Raw genomic sequence first — 25401 nt, 5'->3', positions numbered from 1 at the left:
GTGTAGTTGCAAGGTTACAGCAACACGTTGTGGTTACTTAACGCGCATTCCAGGCTTAGCACCTTCATGAGGCTCTAGAATATAAAGGTCGTCGCCACCAGGTCCTGCGGCAAGTACCATTCCTTCACTTAAACCGAAGCGCATTTTGCGAGGTGCCAAATTCGCCACCATCACAGTGTGCTTACCAATTAACGCTTCTGGTGCATAGGCTGACTTAATGCCAGCAAACACTTGCTTGGTCTCGCCGCCTAAATCTAGCTCTAAGCGCAGAAGCTTGTCTGCTTTTTCTACGTGCTCGGCATTGGCAATACGGGCAATGCGAAGATCGATTTTTGCGAAATCTTCAAACGAGATAGTGTCGCTGATAGGGTCTTGCGCTAGCGGGCTATCTGGTGCAATAGCGGCCTGTTGTGGCGCTAAACTCTCTTTAGAGTCGTCAATCATGGCGTCAATTTTCTCCATATCTACACGCTGCATCATAGGTTTAAACTTATTGATAGCGTGGCCTGTAAGTACTGTTTGTAGGGAAGCCCAATTGAATTCGTCATTCAAAAAGCTCTCTGCTTTTTCCGCTAAAATAGGCAGCACCGGCTTTAAGTAAATGGTTAATAGGCGGAACATATTGATGCCCAACGAGCATACGTCGTGGGTAAATTGCTGCTTAGATTCGTCTTTTATCGTTACCCAAGGCGCATTGTTATCAATAAACTGATTTGCCTTGTCTGCTAGGGCCATTATCTCGCGAATTGCTTGGTGGTAGCGACGCTTTTCAAACAGTTCTGCAATACCATCTGCGGCATTTTGAAATTCAGCAATGAGTTCTGGCTCAATGACGTTGTCTGATAACTTGCCATCGAAGCGCTTGGTAATAAAGCTAGCGCAGCGGCTTGCAATGTTAACAACTTTACCTACAAGGTCAGAATTTACTTTCTGCGCAAAGTCGGTGAAATTAAGGTCAATATCAGTGACTCCGTCACTTAGCTTAGACGCAAAGTAATAACGTAAATATTCTGGGTTCAAATGGTCTAAATAAGTACGGCCTTTAATAAAGGTACCGCGAGACTTAGACATCTTCGCGCCATTTACCGTAACAAACCCGTGGATGTTAACCCCAGTAGGCTTGCGGTATCCTGCGCCTTCAAGCATGGCCGGCCAAAACAGGCAGTGGAAATACGTAATGTCTTTTCCGATAAAGTGATATAGCTCGGCGGTAGAATCGGCCTTCCAGAAATCATCGAACTCTAGGCTATTTTGGTCGCAGAAGTTTTTAAAGCTGGCCATGTAGCCAACGGGGGCGTCTACCCATACGTAGAAAAACTTGTTTGGCGCGCCAGGAATTTCAAATCCAAAGTACGGAGCATCACGGCTGATATCCCACTGCTGAAGGCCTTCTGTAAACCATTCTTGCAGCTTGTTTGCCATTTCTTCTTGCAGCGCACCAGAGCGTATCCACGTTTTAAGCATATCTTCGAACTTGGGTAAGTCGAAGAAGAAATGCTCAGATTCTCTCAGTACTGGCGTAGCGCCAGACACCACGCTGCGCGGGTTTTTAACTTCTGTTGGGCTATACGTAGCACCACAGACATCACAGCTATCGCCGTTTTGATCTTCTGCGCCGCAGCTTGGACACGTGCCCTTTACAAAGCGATCTGGAAGAAACATTTCTTTTTCAGGATCGAAAAGCTGATTGATCACGCGTTTGCTAATGTAACCTGCGTTGTCAAGGCGAGAGTAAATCTCTTCACAAAACGCCTTGTTTTCCGGTGAATGGGTTACATAGTAGTTGTCGTAATCCACATGGAAATCAATGAGGTCTTGGTGATGCTCTGCACGCGTGCGGGCAACCATTTCTTCTGGCGTAATACCAAGCTCTTGCGCTTTAAGCATAACCGGTGTGCCATGTGCATCATCGGCACAAACACTGTAACATTCGTTTCCGCGAAGACGCTGAAAACGGGTCCAGATGTCTGTTTGAATATGTTCAAGCAAGTGCCCTAAATGAATAGAGCCATTTGCGTATGGCAACGCACTGGTTACCAGAATTCGGCGTTTTTCTGACATAATGACGTTATTGATTCTTTGCGTTTCAAAATGGCTGCAAATACTAGCGGAAAACCGCGTTTTTTGCATTACGTAATTCAAACAAATCTTTAGGTTGTAGGGCAATTTATGTTCTTTTCTCGCAAAGCCGAACCGGTAACCCAAAAGGTTGCTGCTATTTTAGCCAGCTATTTCAGTATGGATGTAGCCGAAACGGCTTCTTGGTGTAAAGCGACGTCTACCGACGGCAACGCCGAGGGCGTGCATGTCACATTGCCATTTTGTATCGATAGCCAGTTACCTGTGCTAAGCGATTTGGTGCTTGCTAAATTAAAAGCAGATTCAAAGCATGCGTTAACTGAGTCGCAGCTGTCTTTTTCAACTGAGATAACAAGCCAGCAAACGTCGTTGCCGCCAATCACTAACATTAAAAATATTATTGCTGTTGCCAGCGGTAAAGGTGGGGTAGGGAAGTCGACCACCAGTATTAACCTTGCCTTTGCTCTAATGAAAGAAGGCGCCAAAGTTGGCATTTTGGATGCCGATATATACGGGCCGTCTATTCCTATTATGCTTGGTAATACCTCGGCGCACCCAGAAAGCGAAGACAATAAGCACATGCAGCCGTTAATGGCACACGGATTGGTGGCAAACTCAATTGGGTACTTGGTACCACAAGACGATGCGGCTGTATGGCGAGGCCCTATGGCAAGTCGAGCGCTTACGCAATTATTAAACGAAACACTGTGGCCGGTGCTTGATTATCTCATTGTTGATATGCCGCCAGGCACGGGAGACATTCAGTTAACCATGGCGCAGCAGGTGCCACTTACCGCCGCTGTAATTGTTACCACACCCCAAGACCTCGCGTTAGCCGATGCACAAAAGGGCATTAGCATGTTTGAAAAAGTTGACGTGCCGGTACTGGGGCTAATAGAGAACATGAGTTACTACCAATGCCGAGCTTGTGGAACCAAAGACTACGTTTTTTCAAAAGACGGAGGGGAAGCGTTAGCCGAACGCCACGGCTTGCCACTGCTCGGACAATTACCATTGGATATTCATATACGTGAACACGGCGACGCCGGAACGCCCTTGCTCATAAGTTCGCCAGATAGCCCTATATCAGCAAGCTATCAAGAGGCCGCACGTGCGCTATCAATGCAATTAGCCCTTACGCTTTCACCACGAGAAGAAGGCAATAAACACATTAAAGGCAACCCCATAGGCATTGTGGGTAGTTAATTCTTAATGAGCAAAAACCTCACTTTGCAATTTTCTTAACGAAAGCGCGAAAAACACTCGTTCAGGCAGTTGATTGGGCTGCCTTACATACGCATAATAGCCGCCTAATGAAATGAGGAATACACCATGCGTTTGTGTGACCGCGACATAAATCAATATTTACAAGAAGGGAAGATTGCCATCGATCCAACCCCTAATTACGACCAAATTAGTGGGGTAACGGTAGATATCCGTTTAGGAAATAAGTTTAGAGTGTTTGAAGAGCATCAAGCGCCTTATATTGATTTAAGCGGCCCAAAAGTTGAGGTTCAAGAAGCACTCGATCACGTGATGAGTGACGAGATTGAGCTGGAAGACGGCAAAGCGTTTTTTCTTCACCCTAAAGAGCTAGCATTAGCGGTTACGCTTGAGTCGGTTACTTTGCCCGATAACATTGTGGGTTGGCTAGACGGTCGTTCTTCACTGGCGCGACTAGGGCTAATGGTGCACGTAACGGCACACAGAATCGACCCAGGTTGGTCTGGCAATATCGTGCTTGAATTTTACAACAGCGGTAAACTGCCCTTAGCACTTCGCCCAGGAATGAAAATTGGGGCGATAAGTTTTGAAGTGTTATCTAGCCCTGCTGAAAAGCCTTACAACGCTAGAGTGGATGCGAAATACAAAGGCCAAGATGGCGCTATTGCAAGTCGCATAACCTCAGACGACCAACATAAGTAACCCGTAAACCACGATTAAAGTGGTAAAGGGTAGTGCGTTTCCCGTCATTTACTGGTAGAAATTATAATAGCGAATAAAAGCAATTATAAATGCGACAGGTAAATGGGAAGCGCAATGGACACTCAGTCTCAAAAAGAAAATACTCCACACAACAATTTTCCCCTTAACAAAAAGCCCACACCCAAAAACCTCATTATTTTACTGGCGTTTGTTATCTCCTGTGTCAGTGGCCTATCGTTGTGGTTTGTTGGGCAGCCTAAAGATATTGTCTTTACCGCAGCCATTACTCTATTTGTCGCCATTTTGTGGGTAACTGAAGCACTGCCAATTCCAGCAACCTCATTACTGCCCTTCGCACTATTCCCATTGTTCGGTGTGCTGTCTCACAGCGAGGCGGCGTCATCACTTGGTAGTCATGTCATTATTTTGTTAATGGCGGCGTTCATGCTTTCAAAAGCATTAGAGCGAGCCAATCTTCACAAGCGTTTTGCAATATATATGCTGCGCTTAACTGGCAGTGGCAGCCCTATGAAGCTGATTTTAGGCTTTATGATAACCACCGCAGTGCTGAGCATGTGGATAAGCAACACCGCCACCATTTTAATGATGTTGCCCATGGCGATTGCCATTATTAACGCGGTCGACAACCCTCGTTTTGGCGTGGCGCTTATTTTAGGTATTGCCTATTCTGCGAGCGTTGGCGGGGTAGGTACACCAATAGGCACGCCGCCCAATATTATCTTTATGAGTGTTTACGAAGAAACTCAAGGCATGGAATACAGCTTCATCGATTGGATGAAAACAGGTATTCCTATTGTTATTGTTGCGGTACCTATTATGGCACTGTGGCTTGCCCGCGGAATTAGTGTGGTGGGCAAAATAGACCTCCCTGAGCCCGGTGAGTGGTCTCGTGCAGAAAAACGGGTTTTAGCTATTTTTGGCACGGTTGCTATGGCATGGATTTTTCGCCCCTTTTGGACTGCATGGCTAGGGGTTACCACCATCAGCGACAGCACTATTGCCGTAGCGGGTGTGGCGGCCATGTTTTTGACCAACAGTGGTAACGATAGCGGGCAGGTGGATGCCAAAGGCAATCGCGATAAGTTATTAGACTGGAAAACAGCAAATGATATTCCCTGGGGAATGTTACTGCTTTTTGCAGGCGGTATTTGTATTGCCAAAGCGTTTACTGCATCTGGGCTAAGCATTTTAATGGGGACCTGGTTAACGGGCCTTTCATCATTACCGATAATACTGCTGGTGCTAGGTATTTGCTTATTTGTCACTTTCTTAACGGAAATTACCTCTAATACAGCAACGGCAACCTTGTTAATGCCCATATTGGCCGCCGCCGGTATAGCGGTAAGCGTAGACCCTAAGCTACTGATGATCCCCGCCGCAATTAGCGCAAGCTGCGCGTTTATGTTGCCCGTTGCGACAGCACCCAATGCCATTGCTTACTCAACAGAAAAGTTTGATATAAAAACCATGGCCCGAGAGGGCATTGTGCTCAACATTTTTGTGGCGTTAGTGGTAACCGGAGTGTGTTTCGTTACGTTGGGATAGTCGGTTTTCAAAGAAGTGGTTAGCAATTAAGCGCTTGAGTACCTTAATTGCTAATTGTCGTTGCATTGTTGATTATTTTGAGTAGACTTACACGCTCTTTCGGTCGGTGTGTGGCGCAGCTTGGTAGCGCACTGTCATGGGGTGTCAGGGGTCGGAGGTTCAAATCCTCTCACACCGACCAATCTATACTTTCCCCGTTTACAGCGTGAGCTTCAGTCTCTCGCTTTGCAGCACTCAAAACAATCGCTTTCAATATACCAATATACGCCCACAACTGATGATAATCCGTCATTAAAACCCTCTCCATTTAAACGAAACAAAACTACAGCACCAACTCTTCCTCTTCTTGATTGTCTTCATCTTCGTTCTCTTCTCTTAGCGAGAGAAATACCCCAAACGTTAAAATGCCAACTCTACCCATAAACATCATTAGCATTATTACCAGTTTTCCTATGTCACTGAGTTCGGTAGTTAGGCCCATGGTGAGCCCTACTGTGCCAATTGCTGAAAGTACTTCGAAGAGTATCCAGCTTAATGGAGCTTCTTCTGTGATAAGTAAAATGGTCACAGCGATAAAGGATATGGCAAATGCTAATATAAAACTGCTGGCCGCTAGCTGTAGCTTGTGTAGGGGAAGTCGCTTTCCATCAAAGCTCACAAGCTTCCTTCTTTTAAGGGTACTTCTTACAATGGCGATGAGCGCTGCAAGAGTAGTCGATTTCAATCCTCCACCCGTGCCCGAGGGTGAAGCGCCAAATAGCATGAGAAAGAACATAACAAACACCGAGGCAATGTGCATGTTAGCCACGTTAAAGGTATTAAATCCCACGGTGGTGCTTGCTGTCATGACTTGAAAAAATACAGTCATCCAGCGCTCGAACGTCGGCAGGTGATTAAGTGAATCGTCAGTAAAGCCTATGAAAAGGGTTCCGCCAAGTAATAATGCAAAGGTAATTTTTAAAATGATGGCTGTTGAAAATTGCGGTGTGCTTTTGGGGTTTTTCACTACATCCCACACATCTACCATCACAATGAAACCGATAGCGCCAAGCAGTGACAGCGCTGAAATAATGAAGTTAACAGCAAGGTGGCCTTGATAGCTCTGAAAGCTGGTTGTCATTAAGCTAAAACCAGCCGTACAAAAAGCACTTACGCTATGAAAAATGGCCGACCAAATAGGCGCCGCTTCTCCGTTTTGAGTAAAAATAACCGCCAATAATATGGCACCAATGCATTCTACGATAAGCGTGAATAAAACCACTTTTTTCACAAAAGTACTGGGCTTAAAGTCTTTCGGAAAAGCAAATTCTCGCTTGCTCATTTCAAGAGACGTTTTAAGCGAATCTTTCGACATTTTTGCTTTTAAGGCTACCAGGATAAATGAGCCAAAAGTCATATACCCAATGCCGCCAATTTGAATAATCAATAGGATGACAAGCTGCCCAAAAAAGCTGTAGTCCACCCCTGGCTGAGTAGTGATTAAACCCGTTGTCGATACTGCTGATGTGGCTATAAACAGGGTATCTAACCATTCAATTGGCGAGTTTTGCGCGATAGGCAGGCTCAGCAAACTAAATGCGATGATTAAAAAGAACACATAGCCATAAATCAAAAGCGCGGTTGGCGATTTGGTTACTAGTAAGTCTTTAATCGATGTCAGTGTTGTGCCCTCATAATTTCCGTATAACGCTTTTGAGATGAATGAATAAATGTGATGCCACAGCAAAAGGCGAAGATAAGCTTGTTGTATAACTACCTATCACTCAAATTGCTTACGTTTATGTAGCAATTTTTAAGGTGCTTATATTGAAAAGGATCAGACACCATCTAAGCTGCGAGGTGATCTTTTATGCTCTTATCCCCCGTAGCTACAATGGTTTTAGGTGTTTGCAGTCGTATTTGATTAACGCTTTGGATGGGTTGCTTCTTCGCTATTCAATGAGTTTTCGGCTTACACCCGCTTAAAGGTAGCGCTAATCGCCGTCGAAGAAATAAGCCGCTCTTTCTTTACACATTTATTCCACACCAAGGAACTTACGAGCAGGGATTATGATTAAAAAAATTAGTATTGCATTGATGTTCGCCGCGCTAGCAGCTGCTGGTTGTAGTGATAAAGATACTGCCTCATCACAAGCTCAAGACTCTGCTTCACCGAAACAAAATGATGCAAGTGCTAAGCAAAAACAACCTGCAACGCCGGTAGGGTATGTAGATCTCACTTTGCAGCAAATTCCTACCTTAACTAAAATTCCAGGCAGAGTAGTACCATACCAAGTCGCCCAAGTAAGGCCCCAGATAAGCGGCATTATACAGTCTCGCTTGTTTACCGAGGGCGCGTTAGTTAAAGAGGGCGACCAGCTTTACCAAATTGAGCCTAATCGCTACCAAGCCGAGGTAGATTCTGCACAAGCAGACCTTAATAACGCTCAAGCGAGAGTGAATAATGCCCAGTCCGTTGTTGAGCGATACGATAGCTTGGCCGAATCTGACGTGTTAAGTCAGCAAGTTTTCGAAGATGCGCAAACAGAGTTAATGCAAGCAAAAGCCACGCTAATGCAAAGTGAAGCCCAGCTCAAGCGCGCGAAAATAAACCTCGCTTATACCAAGGTTTACGCACCAATCACTGGCTACATAGGGCCTTCAAGTGTAACTAAGGGCGCGCTGGTGTCACAGCAGCAAGAACAAACCCTTGTCACCATTCGTCAATTAGACCCTGTTTATGTTGATTTCTCTGTCTCTGCTAGCGATAGGCAGTTGATAGGCTCGCAAAATGATACTTCGCAGAGCCAATCGGTAAGCTTATTTTTAAACTCAGGAGAGCGGTCCCCCCAGATTGGCAAAATAATAGCCACAGATTTTGCGGTTGATAATCAAACAGGCACTATTCAAGTTCGCACCGAGTTTGCTAACCCTGAAACTGCTCTTCTACCTGGGCTATTTGTGCGCGGAGCAATTAATGACAGCACTGCAGACCCGGTTATTATTGTTCCGCAAAAAAGCGTAAAAATTGGGGCGAACGGTAAAAAGCATGTGTGGGTGATAGACGCCGACAACAAAGCGCGCCAAAGAGAGGTTACCACGGGCACGGCGTTTGAAAATAAATGGGTTATTGAAAATGGCTTGAAGCAAGGTGAGCGGCTAATTGTTGAGGGCACAATGACACTAGCTGACGGGCAACGTGTTAAGCCGCAAAAAGTGACTCAGGAGGGTGACCGAGAAGCTAATCAAAAAACTAATCAAAAAGCTAATCAAAAAGCTAAGCAACAAGCTAAACAGGAAGTTAAGCAAAAAACCAATAAGAGCGCTGATGACCAGAATGCACAGCCGACAGGGAAGGCACAATAATTATGTTTTCTCGCTTTTTCATCAACCGCCCTATTTTTACCGCCGTAATCGCACTTCTTATCATGGGAAGCGGCGCATTTTCAGTGATGAATCTTCCGCTAGAGCAGTACCCAAATATTGCCCCACCTAAAGTTTCTATTAGCGCAAGTTACCCTGGAGCGTCGGCAAAAACCATGGAGGTAACGGTTACTCAAGTTATTGAGAAGAGCCTTACGGGTATCGACAATTTGCGCTACATTCAGTCGCAAAGCTCTTCTGCAGGTACCGCGTCAATTACCTTAACCTTTGAACCAGGTACCGACCCCGATATTGCGCAGGTACAAACCCAGAACAAAGTATCCCAAGCGCAATCTGCGTTACCGCCCATTGTGCAGCAGCTTGGCATTGCAGTAGAAAAGGCAGGCAGCAGTTATGCGCTGCTGGTCAGCTTTTTCTCAAAAAGTGGCGAGATGAACCGCAACGAGATTTCAGATTTTCTGGTGTCGAATCTTGAAGAGCCATTAAGTCGGGTTAATGGGGTGGGGCAAATACAAACCTTTGGCCCTGAAAACGCTATGCGCATATGGCTTAATCCTAATGCCATGAATAATTACAACATTACCGCACTTGATGTCACTAATGCCATTGAACAACAAAATGTGCAGTTAGCAACGGGTGAAATTGGCGGAGCCCCATCGGTAGAAGGTCAACAACTTAATGCCACTATTACTGCGCAGTCGCTGTTAACCACGCCTGAAGAATTTGAAGCTATTTTATTACGCTCAGATTTAAACGGCGCGAGTTTAACGTTAGGCGATGTTGCTCGTATTGAAGTGGGTGCAGAAAATTACAGAGTGCTTGGCAGATGGAACGGGAAGCCCGCGTCGGGTATCGCCATTGAGCTTGCGCCATCGGCTAATGCGCTAGCTACAATAGAAGCCTTGAAAGCGCGAATTGATGAATTTAAAAGCATCATTCCAGATGATTTGGATATTGCTTACCCAGTCGATACGTCGCCTTTTATCCGCGCGTCTATTTTCAACGTGCTTGAAACCCTCGTGATTGCGGTGGTGTTAGTGGTGCTAGTGATTTACATCTTTTTGCAAACGCTAAGAGTTACTTTAATTCCGGCTGTTGCCATACCTGTTGTTTTGCTAGGTACATTTAGCTTTTTATTGCTGTTTGGTTACTCCATTAACGTACTTACCATGTTTGCCCTTGTGTTAGCCATTGGCATGTTAGTAGATGACGCCATAGTGGTTACCGAAAACGCCGAAAGAAAGCTTGAGGAAGATGAAAGCCTGTCGCCTAAAGAGGCGGTAAAAAATGCGATGGCAGAAATTTCTTCCGCACTGGTGGGCACAACGGTAGTCATTTGGGCGGTGTTTTTACCCATGGCGCTATTTAGCGGCTCGGTGGGCGTAATTTACAGGCAGTTCGCCATTACGATATCAGTTGCAATGGGGATATCACTGTTTATTGCCCTTACCTTATCACCGGCGCTTTGCACCTTGTTGCTGCAATCTGGTGGAAAGAAACAAAGCACCAAGGTACTGCAATGGTTTAATACTGGCTTCGACAGTATCAAAAATCGTCACAATTCCCTGTTAGAAAAGTTGCTGAACAATAAAATAATTTTACCTGCTGTGTTCATTGTATTGGTGGCAGGAAGTATGTGGATCTTCGGACGAATTCCTACCTCGTTTTTACCCGAAGAAGATCAAGGCCGAATGTTTACCTTGGTGTCTGGGCCGCCAGGCTCAACGCTTCAGCAAACGCGAGAAAAAATGGCCAAGCTTGAAGACTTTTATCTCAACGAAGCAGGTGATGCAGTAGAGGGTTTATTTACTGCCGCTGGTTTTAGCTTTGCAGGGCAAGCGCAGAATGTAGGTATTGCTTTCGTGCAAATGAAAGATTGGGAAAAGCGTGGCGAACAAAACAGCGTTTTTAAAATAAAAGAGCGTGCCGCTAAGGCGTTGGCTCCGGTGAAAGACGCCATGATTATTCCCCTTGTACCGCCGCCTGTGAGTGCGTTAGGTAATGCCAGTGGTTTTCAGCTACAGCTGATTGACCGCGAAGGAGCGGGTCACGAGGCAATGAAGCAGGCAACTCAGCAACTGCTGAAAGCTGCTAACGAAAGCCCACTGCTGTCTCAAGTTCGCTTTAATGGTCTTGCCGATAACCCTCAATACAGCTTAGATATAGATACGCCAAAGGCGCTAGCGCTAGGGGTTCCAATATCAACCATAAATCAAACGTTAAGCGTTGCCTTAGGCGGTCGCTATGTGAATGATTTTGTCGATAGCGGTCGCATAAAACGGGTTTACGTTCAGGCCGATAATGAATATCGAATGCTGCCTGCTGATATCGATAATTGGTATTTGCGCAACAGCAGCGATGGCATGGTACAGCTTAGTCAAATAGCAGAGGGTAAGTGGTCCTACGGCCCTTCTAAATTAACACGCTTCAATGGCGGGTCTGCAAGAGAAATTCAGGGCTCGACGCCACCGGGAGTGAGTTCGGGCGAAGCGCTAAAAGAATTAGAGCGAATTGCAGAATCACTCGATAATGGTTTTGAAATTGCGTGGACAGGGTTGTCTTACGAAGAAAAAGAAAGCGGTAGTCAAACGTTGCTGCTTTACAGCATTACTGTAGTGGTGGTGTTTATGATTTTAGCGGCCTTGTATGAAAGCTTAGTGATCCCCGTTGCTATTATACTGGTGGTGCCATTAGGTATTTGCGGTGCCGTTTTAGCAACGTGGTTAACGGGTCAATCAAACGATGTGTATTTTCAAGTAGGGCTGTTAATGACCATTGGTTTAGCGGCTAAAAATGCTATCTTGATTGTGGAGTTTGCACAGCGCAACTACAGCCAAGGGATGAGCGCTTACGACGCTGCCATAAACGCCGCAAGTCAGCGCTTTCGCCCTATTATTATGACATCGCTTACTTTCATTTTAGGCGTAATGCCCTTAGCGTTTGCCTCTGGCCCGGGCTCAGGTGCACAAAATGCAATTAGCATAGGCGTACTTGGCGGGATAACCATGACCACAGTGTGCGTTGTGTTCTTTGCTCCGTTTTTGTTTGTGTGGGTACGTCGCATTGGTAAAGGGTCTAACGGTAATACTGAAAAGGCCAGCTAGAACTGTATCAACCATCTAACGAACGCTGGTATTACAGGATTAACTAACGCGCCTTCATTTAACATGAGGGCGCACACCAAGGATTAAGGTTATGTTTGTATTATCATCAAACGCCATGCTGCCGAGCAGTGCGGAATCTAGTAGCAGTCTATTAGTTAACAAGCTACAACTCACAGCGTCTTCATTGGTGCAGAGCACTGATGATGGAGGCGCTATTTCCAGTCTATCTAATGCGCAATCGCTTTTAGCCCAGCTTTGGGAGAGCTTTGTTTATCGCTTGCCTGGTTTAGCCCTTGGCATTGTTGTGATGGCTGTCTTTATCTTTTTAGCCCCTCATGCTGCCAGCTTACTTGTAAAGCCAATGACGCGAACGACAACGTCGCCTCTACTGCGCTCTGTTATTCAACGAAGCATCAGCTTAGTGCTTATGCTACTTGGAATTTATTTGTTTCTGTTTTTGGCGGGTTTAACGGGCTTTGCCATTGCGGTTGTCAGTGGGACGGGTGTCGTAGGGCTTATTTTAGGTTTTGCGTTTAGAGACATTGCAGAAAACTTTATTTCAAGCCTACTGCTCACTATCCAGCGGCCTTTTCGTATAGGCGATATTGTTCAGATAAATGATTTTACGGGCATTATTCAAAAAGTGACGGCACGTGCCACTACATTGGTAGATTTTGATGGTAATCACATTCAAATACCTAACGCGACAATTTATAAAGGTGTGATAAAGAATTTAACGGCTAACCCGCTTATGCGAGGACACTTTGTTATTGGAGTAGGATACGACGCTGATATTCAGCGAGCACAACAAATAGCACAGAGTGTGATTGGCGAACAGCAAAACGTGCTGACCGATCCAGAGCCTCAAACGCTTATCGATACGCTAGGTGCCTCTAGCTACAATGTGAAAGTGTATTTTTGGGTAGACGTAGAGAAAACCAGCGTGCTCAAAATGTCGTCAGTGCTCATGCGCAACATTACCACTGCTTTTTTAGATGCCAATATTAGTATGCCTGACGATGCAAGAGAACGGATATTTCCACAGGGTCTTCGGGTTGAAACGGCGCCAAACCAAAGTGAGGTTGGTGGAGATGGAAAAGTGAGTCAGGGTAATGATGCTTCAAATAACAGTGAGGGTGAAGCATCACGTTCTAGCTCTAATCAAGCCAAACATGATCATAACGTGAAACAAAATAGTCGTTTCTCAGATGATGATGTAGCGTCTGAAGCTCATGAAATTAGAGAACAAGCTCGTAACTCCAGAGATCCAGAGGGAGGCGAGAATATTCTTTAAGTAGTTACAGCGATAGCTGGAAACCAACTAAAAAAGCGCCATACCTTGGCGCCTTCTATTACTAATCACTTTCAATAAACCTGCTGGGAGAGGTCATCACCCAGCAGTTTTCTTTATCTATTTTCTAACCGATTGAAGTCTAAATAGCCAAATTCAGTAGGGTAGGTGTTTTTAAAATAGCTGTGCATGTTGTCAGCATAGTCCCAGAATTTTGGGTTTGTGCGTCTTACGCCGTAGGTGTCTAGCAAAGCTGCATAATCCGGTTCTGCCCCCATTTTATTTATGCGTGAGGCGAGATCGGGAAGTTCTGATATTTCGACTTGCAAAAACGCATTTGGGTGAGAGGTCATAAATCCACTGGCGATAGTGACGGTGTCTTCTTCTGGTAAACGCCTGTCTTCCTCATTAAACAAATGGGAAATATTGGTGTGGGCGCTGTGTCGCAGCATAGTGTAAAAGTGTTGTTCATCGCTTGATTTGTCATAAACCCGCACTATGGTGGACTCAGGAAGAAGCGAAATATTCTTGCCCTTAAGCGAGTTTATGGTGTTGAAGCTAGCGATAGCCTCTTTTTCTTTAAACCCGTTATTTAGGTAATGTCGCTCGCTGATTGTGCCTGCGAATCTACGCTTCATGGTATCGAGTAATTCTTGATAAGGGTTGTCGGTTTTGTACTCAATATTAGTTTCTATCTTTGATGTATTGCCTTTATACACAAATTCTTCAACTTCGCTCACCGAGCCGCGATACCATTTGTTTCTAATCTTGTCTCTGGTTTCACTTGGTAGTAACGCTAAAAAGTTGAATTCGCCTTCCATACGCAAAAAGTCCATATACATTCTACTGTTAAGCTGGTGGCCAACGTTGCCGTACACGTCGTAACCCGCAACTAATAGATAGTGAATGCGCTCAAAGAGTGGGTACGTTAACACCCACGCTGTTTGTGGCGTATCTCCAACAAGCCCTTTAACTACGCTTGCGGCATCTTTATGCCTAAAAATAGTTAACGCCATATTTTCATTCTCGCCATCACCGTTCCACAGTAAATCGAGGTCTATGCTTAACTTGTCTTTTATTTTGGTATTGATGAATTCAGATTTCGCGTTTAAATATTCACGCTCCATCGCGGCATAGTTCATCCATGCCGTAGGTAGGGCATTGCTTTGCTCTTCAGCAGGCAGCTCAATGTTTTGAAGTGCTTGTTGTATAAATTCGCCGTTATTTTGAACCAAATCTAAATCTGGCTCAGAAAATACAACCCAAAAATGATCGTTTATTACGTTTAGCGCCATTTGCCCGCGACATACTGGGCCTTTGATAAATTGCATGATGGTGTTTTGCGCCTCATCAAGCATATAGTTGTATCTAGCGTTTATGGGTAATTGGGCAAATGTAATAAAGGGGTTAGAGGCCTCTTCAGGCTTATACGACGGCATTGAGGTAACCTCGTAATCGTCGTTCAAAAACCAGTCTTCGTATTTATCCATGCGATCGCTGGTTAGTAATACTGGCATATGCGACTTGTGCACTCGCGTTTGTTTTAGCGGCACTATTCTGTAATACACTCGCTCTACGCCAGGGTTGTCAAAGGGCCGACGGGTATGGATACTTTTAATGGGCTGTCCCGGGGCTGTGGCGGAGCGAACCAGCTTGAAAAACTGTTGAGGTTGCTTTGCGTCAAAGTGCAGATGCACAAGAAAGAGATGTTCAAATAAATAACGGCTCATTAATTGAGACTTTAAACTGTTACCGTTTAAAAAGTCCTCCCACGCCATAATGTGCTGCTGGTTTTCTTCTGTGATAACAACGTCGTCGCTACCTTTGCCGCCTTGGGCTATCCAATTGAGAATGAGTGCGTTTTCTTGTTTGTCTAATGCTGGCAACGCATAGGGCATTCCCCATAAAGGGTAATCTTCTTTGAAGTCATCGATATCGTCGATGGTAGGGCATTGATATGCTCTGTTGATATTCAACGGGTAATCTTCTTTATTGAGAAGCGCCGGTGTTTCGCTGGCTGTTTCTACTGGCGTATCATGTTTTAATTGTAGCAGATGGGCAATAACGCTTGATGATAAGTTTTCATTGGCCGCGGTTTGGTAATCTGTGGATGACAAGCCATTTGTGCTTGTTTGGGGCGTATCAGAATTAACTGCGAAAAAGTCTTTATCTCGCCATTGGGCTAGCGTATGGCCGTCTTCGAATAGTCGAGTTAAGTTGGCTTCTATGAGCCTTTCACCATCGTAAACCCGCTCTTTGCTCGCGCCTCGTTCAATACCGGAATAAGCGCCCATTTTAAGTTGGCAAGGTGCATCATAACAGGCATGGCAAACCACACAGCGCTTAGCTAAAACAGGCTTGACGTCGTCGTGATAATTAACCACTTCACTTGTAAGCGGCACTGATACAGGTAGCGACTTTGCTTTGATGGGCGTTTGGAAAAAATGATAAATGCCTGACCCAGCTAATAGCACAACGATACACCAAATGGAGGTTGTCCACTTATTCATGCAAAAACTCTCTTTTAAATTATTTTGTTTAGACTGTACTGTTTTACCGTACTTTTTAGCTGTACTTACTGACAGGCGTTAGCTGTACTTACTGACAGGCTCACATGAATGTTGCGTCGAGATAACATCAAGATAACCCTATTCGCTAGTACGAACATCCTTAGAGCTAACATTATACAGTAGCCAGGGGACAGGTGGTAGAAAAGAGGGGAAATGTGTATGCGCAATCGCAAGACGGGTTCCATTTCTCCCATATCTTTGACAATTTCCTCTCATCTTCTCCTAATGTAAGCTACTCCTCATTTGAGCTAGGCAGGGGGTAAATCAAACCAAAGCGCCTCAATAGGGCTAGTTGCTACTATGTTAACTTGCTCATTTGCGCCAATAGCAAAGGCGTCTCCTTTACTGAAAGCCTGATTATCGAACGCCTCTGTGCTTGTGCTATTAATAGTAGCGTTTTTGGTATCAGCGGCTTCAGTGTCAGAGCTATTCACTTCAGCGTCACCATTGATAATGTGCAAATAGCCCGTTCGATTCGCGGTGTTTAAGCTATAGGTCTCTCCTTTATCTAACATTAGCCTAGAGATACTGGCATCTTGATTTATTGATAGGGTGCCGTCGCTGCCTTTGGGAGTAACTAAAGGAGTAAGCGCGCCTTTTTGTGCCACTGCGTTTTGTTCATAGCTTGGCTCAATTCCTTTTTTATCCGGTAAGATCCAAATTTGTAGAAATTTTACTTTCTCATTTTTTGAAGCATTAAACTCTGAGTGGGTAACGCCTCGTCCTGCGCTCATGCGCTGAATATCGCCTGCTGGCACCACATATTTATTGCCGCTGCTGTCTTCATGCTTTAGTGCTCCTTCAATAACGTAAGACACTATTTCCATGTCTCGGTGCCCGTGGGTGCCAAACCCTCGCCCCGGCATGACTTCATCTTCGTTGATCACCCGTAACGCCGAAATCCCCATATGCTGTGCATCATAATAGTGTCCAAATGAAAAGCTATGCTTACTTTGTAACCAGCCTAAGTTCACGTCGCCTCGTTCGTCTGCTTTTCTAATATAAATCATTTGAATGTCCTCACTTCATTTCAATAAGGGTACTGTAGTCCTAACGATGAATTTAGAAAATTGCTTTAAAAAGGTTGTTTCGTTCTTTTTATTAGAATGTATTACGAGTCGGGCATTAGCGGCTGTTACTCTTCCTTGTGTTTCTATGGGTTCTTCTCTTTATGTGATGTAGTGCTTATCGAATAACAAAGTAGTACTTGTGGCGTATTTCCTTTTTATTCGTTTTATTGGAATGAATGATGCGTTTTTAACATATTTATTTTGTTGCGCTTTCATTCAATACTTCGACGTAGCATTTGTGATGTTTCACTAAGTCAGCCAAATCTATATCGAAGGAGAAAACGAATGAACACTATCTTATTATTGAAATCGTCACTGAATGGTGACCAAGGAAATTCATCTATCTTAGCTAACGCGCTGGTAGAAAGAATCAAGTCCCAATCTGAACACAATAGCCAATCAGATAATGGTGTAACGGTGATAGAAAGAGACCTTGCTGCTGATGATCTACCTCACTTAACGCAAGCTGAAATGGCTTCATGGGCTAACAAGGGCGAAGATGAACTCGCCAGCTTGTCAGATACGTTAATCAACGAGTTAAAAAGCAGCGATACTGTTGTTATTGCTATGCCTATGTACAATTTTGGCGTGCCCTCTACGTTTAAAGCATGGGTCGATCGCATAGCGCGTGCTGGCGTTACCTTTCAGTACACGGAAAGCGGTCCGGTGGGATTGCTGGAAAACAAGAAGATAGTGGTAGTTGCCGCGCGAGGCGGTATCTATGAAGGCACACAAAAAGACACCCAATCTCAATATCTAAAAGATTTCTTCGGGCTAATTGGTCTTACTGATGTTTCTTTTATCTATGCAGAGGGCCTAGCCATGCCAGACGGTGAAGAACGAATGAAAGCAGCTGAACAGGCCGTAAAAACGTTTAGTGTGTAGCTATTAACTTTAGTGTTGATGCAGGTAGGCGAATGATTGCGTTTAACCAAACGTAATCAGCGCCTTTCAGATACAGCACAAAATAAATACATTATTTACTTGTTCAATATTTGTGCTGTTGGTATTTATCTATTATGGTGGATAAATAAAAATAACTGGCAGGACGCATGAAGATTTTTTCCGAGTTTAAACGTCGCAACGTATTTAAGGTTGCTAGTGTTTATTTGGTGACATGCTGGATCATTTTACAAATAGTTGCTGTCATTTCTCCTGCCTTACATCTGCCAACACTGTTTAGCACGATTATCACAGTCATCCTCGTAATAGCGTTTCCTTTTGTATGCATTTTTGCTTGGGCATTTGAATTAACCCCTGAAGGGCTAAAGCGTACCCACGAGGTTGATATCAATGAGTCAATTGGTAAGCACACTGGCAATAAAATTAATTACTTACTCGCTATCTCGCTAACGTTTGCCCTTGGGTTCATCTTCTATCAAAACTGGTTTATTGACTCTGCGGATGACAGTGTTGAGCTTTCTATTGCGGTTTTGCCGTTCGAGGACATGAGCCCAGATAGCTCACAGAGTTACTTCGGAGATGGCATAGCCGAAGAGATTTTAAATTCACTGGCGCGTTTGAATAAATTAGTGGTAATAGCACGTACCTCGTCATTTAACTTTAAAGACAGCAATAATGATATTCGCGAGATAGGGAAAAAGCTAAATGTAAACTATGTACTTGAGGGCAGTGTTCGAAAAGACAAAAATCAACTACGTATTACTGCGCAGCTTATCGAAGTAAGCAGTGGTGCGCATATTTGGTCACAAACCTATGATCGAACGCTAGACAGTATTTTTGCGGTACAAGATGAACTGACTTACGCCATCACACAGGCTCTTAAATTAAATTTACTACCTGAGCAAGTTGAGCAAGAAGCTGGAATGACGAAAAATCCAAAGGCCTACGAGTTATTCATTAAAGGTCGAGAATTTTCATATCAGCGAAGCTCAGAGTCGTTGCAACAAGCCGCAGATTTCCTGAAACAAGCCACTAAGCAGGATCCTCAGTTTCACCTCGCAAAAGCACAGCTATATATGGTGTACGAACTTGCCTCATACTACGGTGGATTCAACACCGAAGAATCTCAGGCAGAAAATGAACGGTTATTTTGGGAATTAACGACCGCGCCAGATTTTCCGCTAAAAACACTGGTAACAGCAATACAGGCGGAGAAAAATTACAGACTTGAAGTTACGAAGCAGCTTCATCAAATGGCTTATAATCAGTCACCTAACGATCCCCTTATACAAAACATTAGCACGCTTTATCTTGATGATTTTCAAGAAATGATTAAGCGTCGGGAACAGATACTCAGGACAAATCCGCAGAGTCAGATAAATGCGTCCAACTTAATGTATTTGTATCTTATCGCTGAACAGCCCCAACGAGCAGAGCAGCTTTTATCGACAATAAATACAAACTTTAAAGATAGTTCAGCGAAGTTTATCGCAAATTTTTATTATTATTACGCCTACAAACAAGACATTCAAAAAACGTTGGAGTTAATTAACACCTATCGTGGCGAGCCCAATTCCGAGTACAGAAGAGTAAAGTCTTCAATTTATATACTTAGTGGTAATGTTAACATTGCGCTTGCTTATATGAATGACGAACTCAGCCAACTACCAGACGGTTCAGAAGATTTTTTTAACGCCTATTTACTCCTCCTCGACTTAGAGACGAAAGGCAAATTAACCGAACAACAGCAAGTTCGCTATCGTCAATTACCAGTTACCGAAGAATTCCAGAATAGAGTGCTAGCTTATTATAAGCTGGAGCAAGGAGATGAGGCGCTGTATGAAAAACAGCAGCAATTAGCAGGCGCAACTGCAGATGAGTTCTTTCAACAGGTAGATCTTTCTCAACTTGAACCCTATTCCTACGCGGCAATTAAAAAATTTAAGGGAGACGATAGTTATGCTCGCAAACTACGAGGCGCCATTGACCCTGCGGTCTCGGTATGCCAACAAACACAAAATAAGAATAGCTGGTCTTGCGCAGGTTACCTGTATCTAGTCAAAGATGTTTTAAAAACAAGCGTTAAAAGTATGTTTAACCGCCAACCGCTTCTCGATGATGATTCGATAGGAAGTGAGACATTTTTACTCACCTCCCCCCGTTTTTATGGACTAAATCAGCATCCTGATTTTAAACCCCTTGCCACCTCATTTATCAATAGCACCTTCGGAAAATGGAATCCTGATTTAGCGATAGATGAAATTACCGTGTCCAATCCACAATGATGAGAGAGACATGCATTTTCAAGCATTGCTGTATCATACATTTAGTACACCTATTGCAGCATGACTAATAATCTGTGATTACGCGCTCGTAACACACTGAATTGTCGTTAATATCACTCGCTATCTTCAAATTAAGTTGCCATTCTCAATTTTCTGGCAATATACTTTAGTCTAAGTGAAGTAGTCATCTCAAACGTTATGGTTCGACAGAGCATGTTCCTAGATAATGCACACGGAAATTATTCACTGTCTTTGCAGGGCGACACGGTATATTGCGATTATGCCGATGGATTTAACTTAAGTGGTGTTCGAAAACTGACCCTCGACATTCTTTCATTAACCGCATCGTTAAATGCATGGGTGCTTTTTCAGCGTCCTACAGAAACTGCGGGCATTACTCATGATGCGATTGGCGAAATGATGGCGGGATACTTTGCTTTTCAGCAGGCCGGTTGCAAAGCGGTGGGTATTGTCGAAAACAGTATATTTGTTCATGCAGGCTCCCCGCATAGGCCTTCAAATCTCACTATGCCGTTTATGATTGATAAAGACGAGGCAAAAATTCAACATTGGCTTTCGCAGATACGCTCATCATCCCGCTAAATGTTTATTTTGTGTTAAACCTTCTTTTTCGCCTTTTTATCGCTTATAGCAGTCCTAAATTTTTAAAACGCCGTATTCTGTGTCGTAGAAAACTGATGTAGTGCGCGTGCTGCGCGGAGTAAAAATATGGTTAACACCGATAATAACAACAAAAATCAACAAACGGCTTATAACAAAAAAGCGCCTTGGATAGCTCATATCATCGTCTCTATCCTTATCCTCATCATCGCTGTACTAATAGTGAGAGCGATGTTTTCCAGTAAGCCAGAGGCAAGGAAGTGGGGAGGAAGTCAAGCTGCTCCCACAGTCGCCGTTGATGTCATGGATCTCACTATCGATAACTACGAGGTATGGATTGAGTCTTACGGCACGGCGCAACCGCTCACACAAACTGAGCTTGTAGCCGACGTTTCCGGTCGCGTGGTCTCGGTTGCTCCCAACATTCGAGCCGGGGCGTCATTTAAAAAAGGTGATGTTCTTGTTCGATTAGAAGACAGGGACTTTCGCATTGAAGTGGATATTGCAAAATCTGCAGTTGCAGAGGCCAACGTAAGCTACTTGCAAGAACTGGCTGAAGCCGACTTTTCAGCGCAACAATGGAACAAGCAGCCTAAAGGTGAGGCCGCTAAACTTTTGGCGTTGCGCAAACCTCAGGTTGCTGCGGCAGAAGCGGCGCTTCGCGCAGCAGAGGCAAGGCTAATGGGCGCCCAGCTAAATCTTGAACGAACCGTTATAAAAGCGCCTTTCGATGGCATGGTGCTAAGTCAGTCAATTGATGTTGGACAAGTTGTGACTCCATCACAAACTATCGCGTCTATCTACAGTACCGACGTTGTTGAAGTAAGGTTACCCATTAAAACCGCAGAGCTAGAATACTTTTACCTAGGTGAAAACGGTTCTGGCTCTGCTCAAAACCCCCGCGTAAGACTATATGGCGACTTAGGCACTAAAACCTATCAATGGGAAGGCGAGATTGTGCGAAGTGAAGGCGCTTTCGACCCTACCACCCGTATGTTATTTCTTGTGGCTCAGGTAGAAACCCCTTTTCAAGCTACTCAGCAAAGACCAGCTCTGCGAGTAGGTCAATTTTTGAGTGCTCGTATCGAAGGGCAGAAACTCAATGATGTGTTCGTTATTCCTCGCCAAGCTGTGTCTCAGAACAATATGGTAAGTGTGGTGGATGAAGGGGTGCTAAGAAAAAGACCCATCACTCCGTTATGGACCGACGATAAAAACGTGATTGTTTCTGCCACCAATTCTCAAGTTACTGGCAATGCGAGCAATGTGTTAACGCCAAACGATCAGTTAATTCTTACCCCTACAGCCAACATTCCCGATGGCACTAAGGTGAAGTCACTGGCCGATAGCTTGCCAGAGACATCGTCAGCTAAAAAATCGCTTCAGGCAAAGACTGCTGACAGTGCAAAAAACACTGAACAACAGTAGGAGTTGCCAACATGATTGCATGGTTTGCTAAAAATGATGTGGCGGCTAATATTTTACTTGCCGTCATTTTTATCTCAGGGTTATATGTCGTATCAAACCACATCCCGGTTGATTTATTTCCCGAATTTGAACAGCGCAGCGTGCGCGTTACTATGTCTCTGCCTGGCGCATCGCCTCAGGAAGTAGAGGAAGGGATCACCATACGTATTGAAGAGGCGGTTCAAGACCTAGAGGGAATACGAGAACTTAATTCATCAAGCAGTGAGGGTAGTGCATCTGTCACTATCGAAGTTGAGGAAGGGTATAACGTTAGGGAAATGCTTGATGATGTAAAAATAAAAGTGGACGCCATCAATAATTTTCCGGTTGATGCTGAGAATTTACTTATTCAGGTGCCCCAATGGCGACGAGACGCCATTGGTGTAGTGCTATATGGCGATTACGACCCCATAACGCTGCGCCGATTAGCAGACACAGTGCGCGATGAATTGGCAGCCATAAACGAAATCTCTCAAGTTGAAGTGGGGGGAACGCTTCCCTTTGAAATTTCTATTGAAATTCAAGAGTTGGTGCTAAGAAAGTACGACTTAACGTTAGAGCAGGTTGCTACCGTTATTCGTCAAAACGCAACCGATGTGTCAGCAGGTAACCTTAAAACTGAAGGCGGTGATATTTTCATACGTAGCAGAGGCCAAGCCTATAACGCTGATGAATATGCAAATATTCCTATAGTCACCACTCAAGACGGCACAATGATTAAGCTAGGTGACCTGGCTAATATCGTGGATGCCTTTGAAGAAACGCCCCTTAAAACACGGTTTAACGGAATGCCAGCTGTGGAAGTAGAGGTGTTTCGCACTGGTGATGAAAGTATTATTGAAGTTACCCAAGCGGTAAAAGATTACGTAGTAGCAAAACAATCGCAAATGCCCGAAGGCTTAAGTTTAGATTTTTGGCGAGACAGAAGTGAGCCAATTAAAGCCCGCCTCGCTACGTTATCGACTAGTGCATGGCAGGGGGCGCTATTAGTGATCACCTTACTTGCCCTATTTTTACGTCCATCGGTAGCGTTTTGGGTATGTTTAGGTATTCCCATGAGTTTTATGGGGGCATTCTTACTGATGCCTGTGTTCGACGTTACCCTTAACTTAATGAGTCTATTCGCCTTTATTCTGGTGTTAGGCATAGTGGTGGACGATGCCATTGTTACCGGTGAAAATGTTTATGCTCATTTAGAACGTGGCGAAAACCCTCTCGATGCGGCCATTAAAGGCACGCAAGAAGTTGCGGTTCCGGTTACGTTTGGTATTTTGACTACCGCGGCGGCTTTCTTGCCACTCGCGTTTCAAACAGGAAGGGGAAGTTGGTATGCCGCTATTCCGTTTGTAATCATCCCTGTATTGCTGTTTTCTTTGATTGAATCGAAATTTATTTTGCCCGCTCACTTAAAGCATGTGAAACCCCGTGGCGACAAACCTGCCTCAAAACTGTCAGAAATTCAAAAGAAGGTTGCTCGCTCTCTAGAAGTGCTTATTGAACGAGCGTATCAACCTGTATTAGCGCGCGCAATGCAGTGGCGCTATGCATCGTGGGTACTCATGTTTTCAGTGCTGGTAATTATTATAGGCTCTATCGCCAGTGGGCAAACCAAGTTTGTTTTCTTCCCAAGAGTTCAAAGTGAGGTGGCAACCGCTACCTTAGTGATGCCTGCGGGGACGGCATTTGAAAGCACGGATCGCATCGTAAAATCTATCACGGGTCACGCTCAAGCACTTCGCGAGGAGTATCTTGATGAAGATACTGGCGAGTCAGTCATTCGAAATATTTACTCCGTGAGTGGTGGAAGAAATTCAACCACAGGTAGAGTGCAAATTGATCTGGTGCCGCCTGAAAAACGCACGGTAGACGTATCTACACGAGAAGTGGTTAACGAATGGCGCAAACGCGTTGGCCAAATTGCTGGTGCGGAACAGCTTAACTATCGCGCTGAAATTGGTGGATGGGGCGGCTCGCCCGTAGATGTTGAGCTTAAAGGCAGAGACACCAATGCATTAAACGAGCTTGGTGAAAAGCTGAAAACAAAAATGGGTGAATATGCGGCTGTTTTTGATATTGAAGACTCGTTGTCAGATGGTAAAGAAGAACTTCAGCTTGAATTAAAACCCGAAGCCCGACTGTTAGGGTTAGACTTAAACACAGTGGCAAGGCAAGTTAGGCAAGCGGTGTTTGGGTTTGAAATTCAACGCATTCAGCGAGGCCGAGAAGAGGTACGCGTGATGGTGCGTTACCCACTTCAAGCTAGACAGTCTATTGAAACCCTCGAACAAATGATGATCCGCATTGGGCCAAACCAAGAAGTGCCGCTTTGGCAAGTGGCAGATGTGATCCCAGGGTTTAGCCCAGACAGCATTTTGCGGGTAGACAGACAAAGAACCCTATCGGTTACCGCAGATTTTGATAAAAAGAACGGTGACTTAACGCTGGTGCAGTCAGAACTAAACGATTGGTTATCTGAGCAGTTAGGTCAGTACCCTGGCGTGAGTTTTGAAATGGCAGGTGAAGCACGAGACCAAGAAGAGTCGTCTCAAGGGCTAATTGTAGGAGGAGCAGGTTTGGCAATACTGATTTATATTTTGTTAGCCATTCCGTTTAAGTCCTATTCTCAGCCGATAATTGTGATGTCTGTTATTCCTTTTGGCCTTGTTGGCGCGGTAATTGGTCACTGGATCATGGGCATGGACCTAACGCTTTTAAGCTTTATGGGTATGCTCGCGCTGTCGGGGGTTGTGGTGAACGACTCATTAGTATTGGTAGACTATATAAATCAAAAGCGTCTTGAAGGCATTGCCCTTAAAAAAGCGGTTTATGATGCTGGTGGTCGACGCTTCAGGCCTGTATTACTTACATCGCTGACGACTTTCGCGGGGCTGATGCCGCTGTTATTTGAAAAGTCTACTCAAGCTCAGTTTCTTATTCCGATGGCGGTGAGCCTAGGTTTTGGTATTTTGTTTGCGACCGTGATCACTCTATTTATTGTGCCGCTAAACTACCTCATTCTCGAGGATATAAAGCGGTACTTTAGAGGCTACGGTAAAGACATGAAGGGGCTAGTGAAAGGAAAAAACGCACAAAGTTAATTCAATAGTATCGCCAGAGACGGGGCTTCAACACGTGTGTAATGCCGTACAGAGCATG

Annotated in this window: 16 protein-coding genes and 1 tRNA gene; 12 read left to right on the top strand and 5 right to left on the bottom strand. The window is 44.6% G+C overall.

Annotation, left to right across the window (positions count from 1 at the left end; all coding sequences use genetic code 11):
- Positions 1 to 33: 33 nt before the first annotated feature.
- Positions 34 to 2061, bottom strand: coding sequence for a methionine--tRNA ligase (gene metG / locus GTQ48_RS11130; protein ID WP_163106764.1), 2028 nt, complete (start codon positions 2059 to 2061; stop codon positions 34 to 36).
- Positions 2062 to 2169: 108 nt separating this feature from the next.
- On the opposite strand from metG, the gene apbC reads away from it, so the two are divergent.
- The 4 genes from apbC to GTQ48_RS11110 all read left to right on the top strand — a co-directional run bounded on the left by apbC (position 2170) and on the right by GTQ48_RS11110 (position 5752).
- Positions 2170 to 3285 carry an iron-sulfur cluster carrier protein ApbC gene (gene apbC / locus GTQ48_RS11125; protein WP_163106763.1) on the top strand — a complete coding sequence of 372 codons (1116 nt, stop codon included), beginning with the start codon at positions 2170 to 2172 and terminating at the stop codon, positions 3283 to 3285.
- A 126-nt stretch (positions 3286 to 3411) separates the two neighbouring features.
- Positions 3412 to 4005 (top strand): dCTP deaminase, encoded by a 594-nt coding sequence (dcd, locus tag GTQ48_RS11120; RefSeq protein ID WP_163106762.1) that lies wholly within the window; start codon positions 3412 to 3414, stop codon positions 4003 to 4005.
- Between the two features lie 114 nt (positions 4006 to 4119).
- Complete coding sequence (locus GTQ48_RS11115; protein WP_163106761.1) at positions 4120 to 5571, top strand: SLC13 family permease; 1452 nt, start codon at positions 4120 to 4122, stop codon at positions 5569 to 5571.
- Positions 5572 to 5675: 104 nt separating this feature from the next.
- Positions 5676 to 5752 (top strand) — tRNA-Pro (locus GTQ48_RS11110).
- On the opposite strand, the gene GTQ48_RS17825 is transcribed toward GTQ48_RS11110, so the two are convergent.
- Positions 5741 to 5863 carry a hypothetical protein gene (locus GTQ48_RS17825; protein WP_275405632.1) on the bottom strand — a complete coding sequence of 41 codons (123 nt, stop codon included), beginning with the start codon at positions 5861 to 5863 and terminating at the stop codon, positions 5741 to 5743. The two genes, GTQ48_RS11110 and GTQ48_RS17825, sit on opposite strands and share 12 nt — an antisense overlap.
- Positions 5864 to 5893: 30 nt before the next feature.
- On the bottom strand, positions 5894 to 7297 hold the full coding sequence (locus GTQ48_RS11105; protein WP_163106760.1) for a TrkH family potassium uptake protein: 1404 nt from the start codon (positions 7295 to 7297) through the stop codon (positions 5894 to 5896).
- Positions 7298 to 7620: 323 nt separating this feature from the next.
- On the opposite strand from GTQ48_RS11105, the gene GTQ48_RS11100 reads away from it, so the two are divergent.
- The 3 genes from GTQ48_RS11100 (at position 7621) to GTQ48_RS11090 (ending at position 13332) form a co-directional block, all read left to right on the top strand.
- Positions 7621 to 8916: an efflux RND transporter periplasmic adaptor subunit gene (locus GTQ48_RS11100; RefSeq protein ID WP_163106759.1), complete on the top strand. Its 1296-nt coding sequence runs from the start codon at positions 7621 to 7623 to the stop codon at positions 8914 to 8916.
- A 2-nt stretch (positions 8917 to 8918) separates the two neighbouring features.
- The gene (locus GTQ48_RS11095) at positions 8919 to 12038 is read left to right on the top strand and encodes an efflux RND transporter permease subunit (RefSeq protein WP_163106758.1); all 3120 of its coding nucleotides are present in this window, start codon (positions 8919 to 8921) and stop codon (positions 12036 to 12038) included.
- A gap of 91 nt (positions 12039 to 12129) precedes the next feature.
- Positions 12130 to 13332 (top strand): mechanosensitive ion channel family protein, encoded by a 1203-nt coding sequence (locus GTQ48_RS11090; RefSeq protein ID WP_163106757.1) that lies wholly within the window; start codon positions 12130 to 12132, stop codon positions 13330 to 13332.
- A gap of 113 nt (positions 13333 to 13445) precedes the next feature.
- Here the strand turns inward: GTQ48_RS11090 and GTQ48_RS11085 are convergent, their stop codons facing one another.
- Both GTQ48_RS11085 and GTQ48_RS11080 read right to left on the bottom strand, forming a co-directional pair.
- On the bottom strand, positions 13446 to 15839 hold the full coding sequence (locus GTQ48_RS11085) for a fatty acid cis/trans isomerase (protein WP_163106756.1): 2394 nt from the start codon (positions 15837 to 15839) through the stop codon (positions 13446 to 13448).
- 308 nt (positions 15840 to 16147) lie between these two features.
- Positions 16148 to 16909, bottom strand: coding sequence for a pirin family protein (locus GTQ48_RS11080; protein ID WP_163106755.1), 762 nt, complete (start codon positions 16907 to 16909; stop codon positions 16148 to 16150).
- A 345-nt stretch (positions 16910 to 17254) separates the two neighbouring features.
- Between GTQ48_RS11080 and GTQ48_RS11075 the strand changes: the two genes are divergently transcribed.
- The 5 genes from GTQ48_RS11075 (at position 17255) to GTQ48_RS11055 (ending at position 25343) form a co-directional block, all read left to right on the top strand.
- On the top strand, positions 17255 to 17854 hold the full coding sequence (locus GTQ48_RS11075; RefSeq protein ID WP_163106754.1) for an FMN-dependent NADH-azoreductase: 600 nt from the start codon (positions 17255 to 17257) through the stop codon (positions 17852 to 17854).
- A gap of 167 nt (positions 17855 to 18021) precedes the next feature.
- Positions 18022 to 20157 carry a FlgO family outer membrane protein gene (locus tag GTQ48_RS11070; protein WP_163106753.1) on the top strand — a complete coding sequence of 712 codons (2136 nt, stop codon included), beginning with the start codon at positions 18022 to 18024 and terminating at the stop codon, positions 20155 to 20157.
- 213 nt (positions 20158 to 20370) lie between these two features.
- Entirely contained in the window at positions 20371 to 20760 is a 390-nt protein-coding gene (locus GTQ48_RS11065; protein WP_163106752.1) for a hypothetical protein, read from the top strand.
- Between the two features lie 126 nt (positions 20761 to 20886).
- Entirely contained in the window at positions 20887 to 22206 is a 1320-nt protein-coding gene (locus GTQ48_RS11060; RefSeq protein WP_163106751.1) for an efflux RND transporter periplasmic adaptor subunit, read from the top strand.
- An 11-nt stretch (positions 22207 to 22217) separates the two neighbouring features.
- Positions 22218 to 25343: an efflux RND transporter permease subunit gene (locus tag GTQ48_RS11055; protein ID WP_163106750.1), complete on the top strand. Its 3126-nt coding sequence runs from the start codon at positions 22218 to 22220 to the stop codon at positions 25341 to 25343.
- Positions 25344 to 25401 lie beyond the last annotated feature (58 nt).

Source organism: Alteromonas genovensis (assembly GCF_010500895.1).
GTDB lineage: Bacteria > Pseudomonadota > Gammaproteobacteria > Enterobacterales > Alteromonadaceae > Alteromonas > Alteromonas genovensis.
This window is presented reverse-complemented; position numbering and strand designations above follow the sequence as displayed.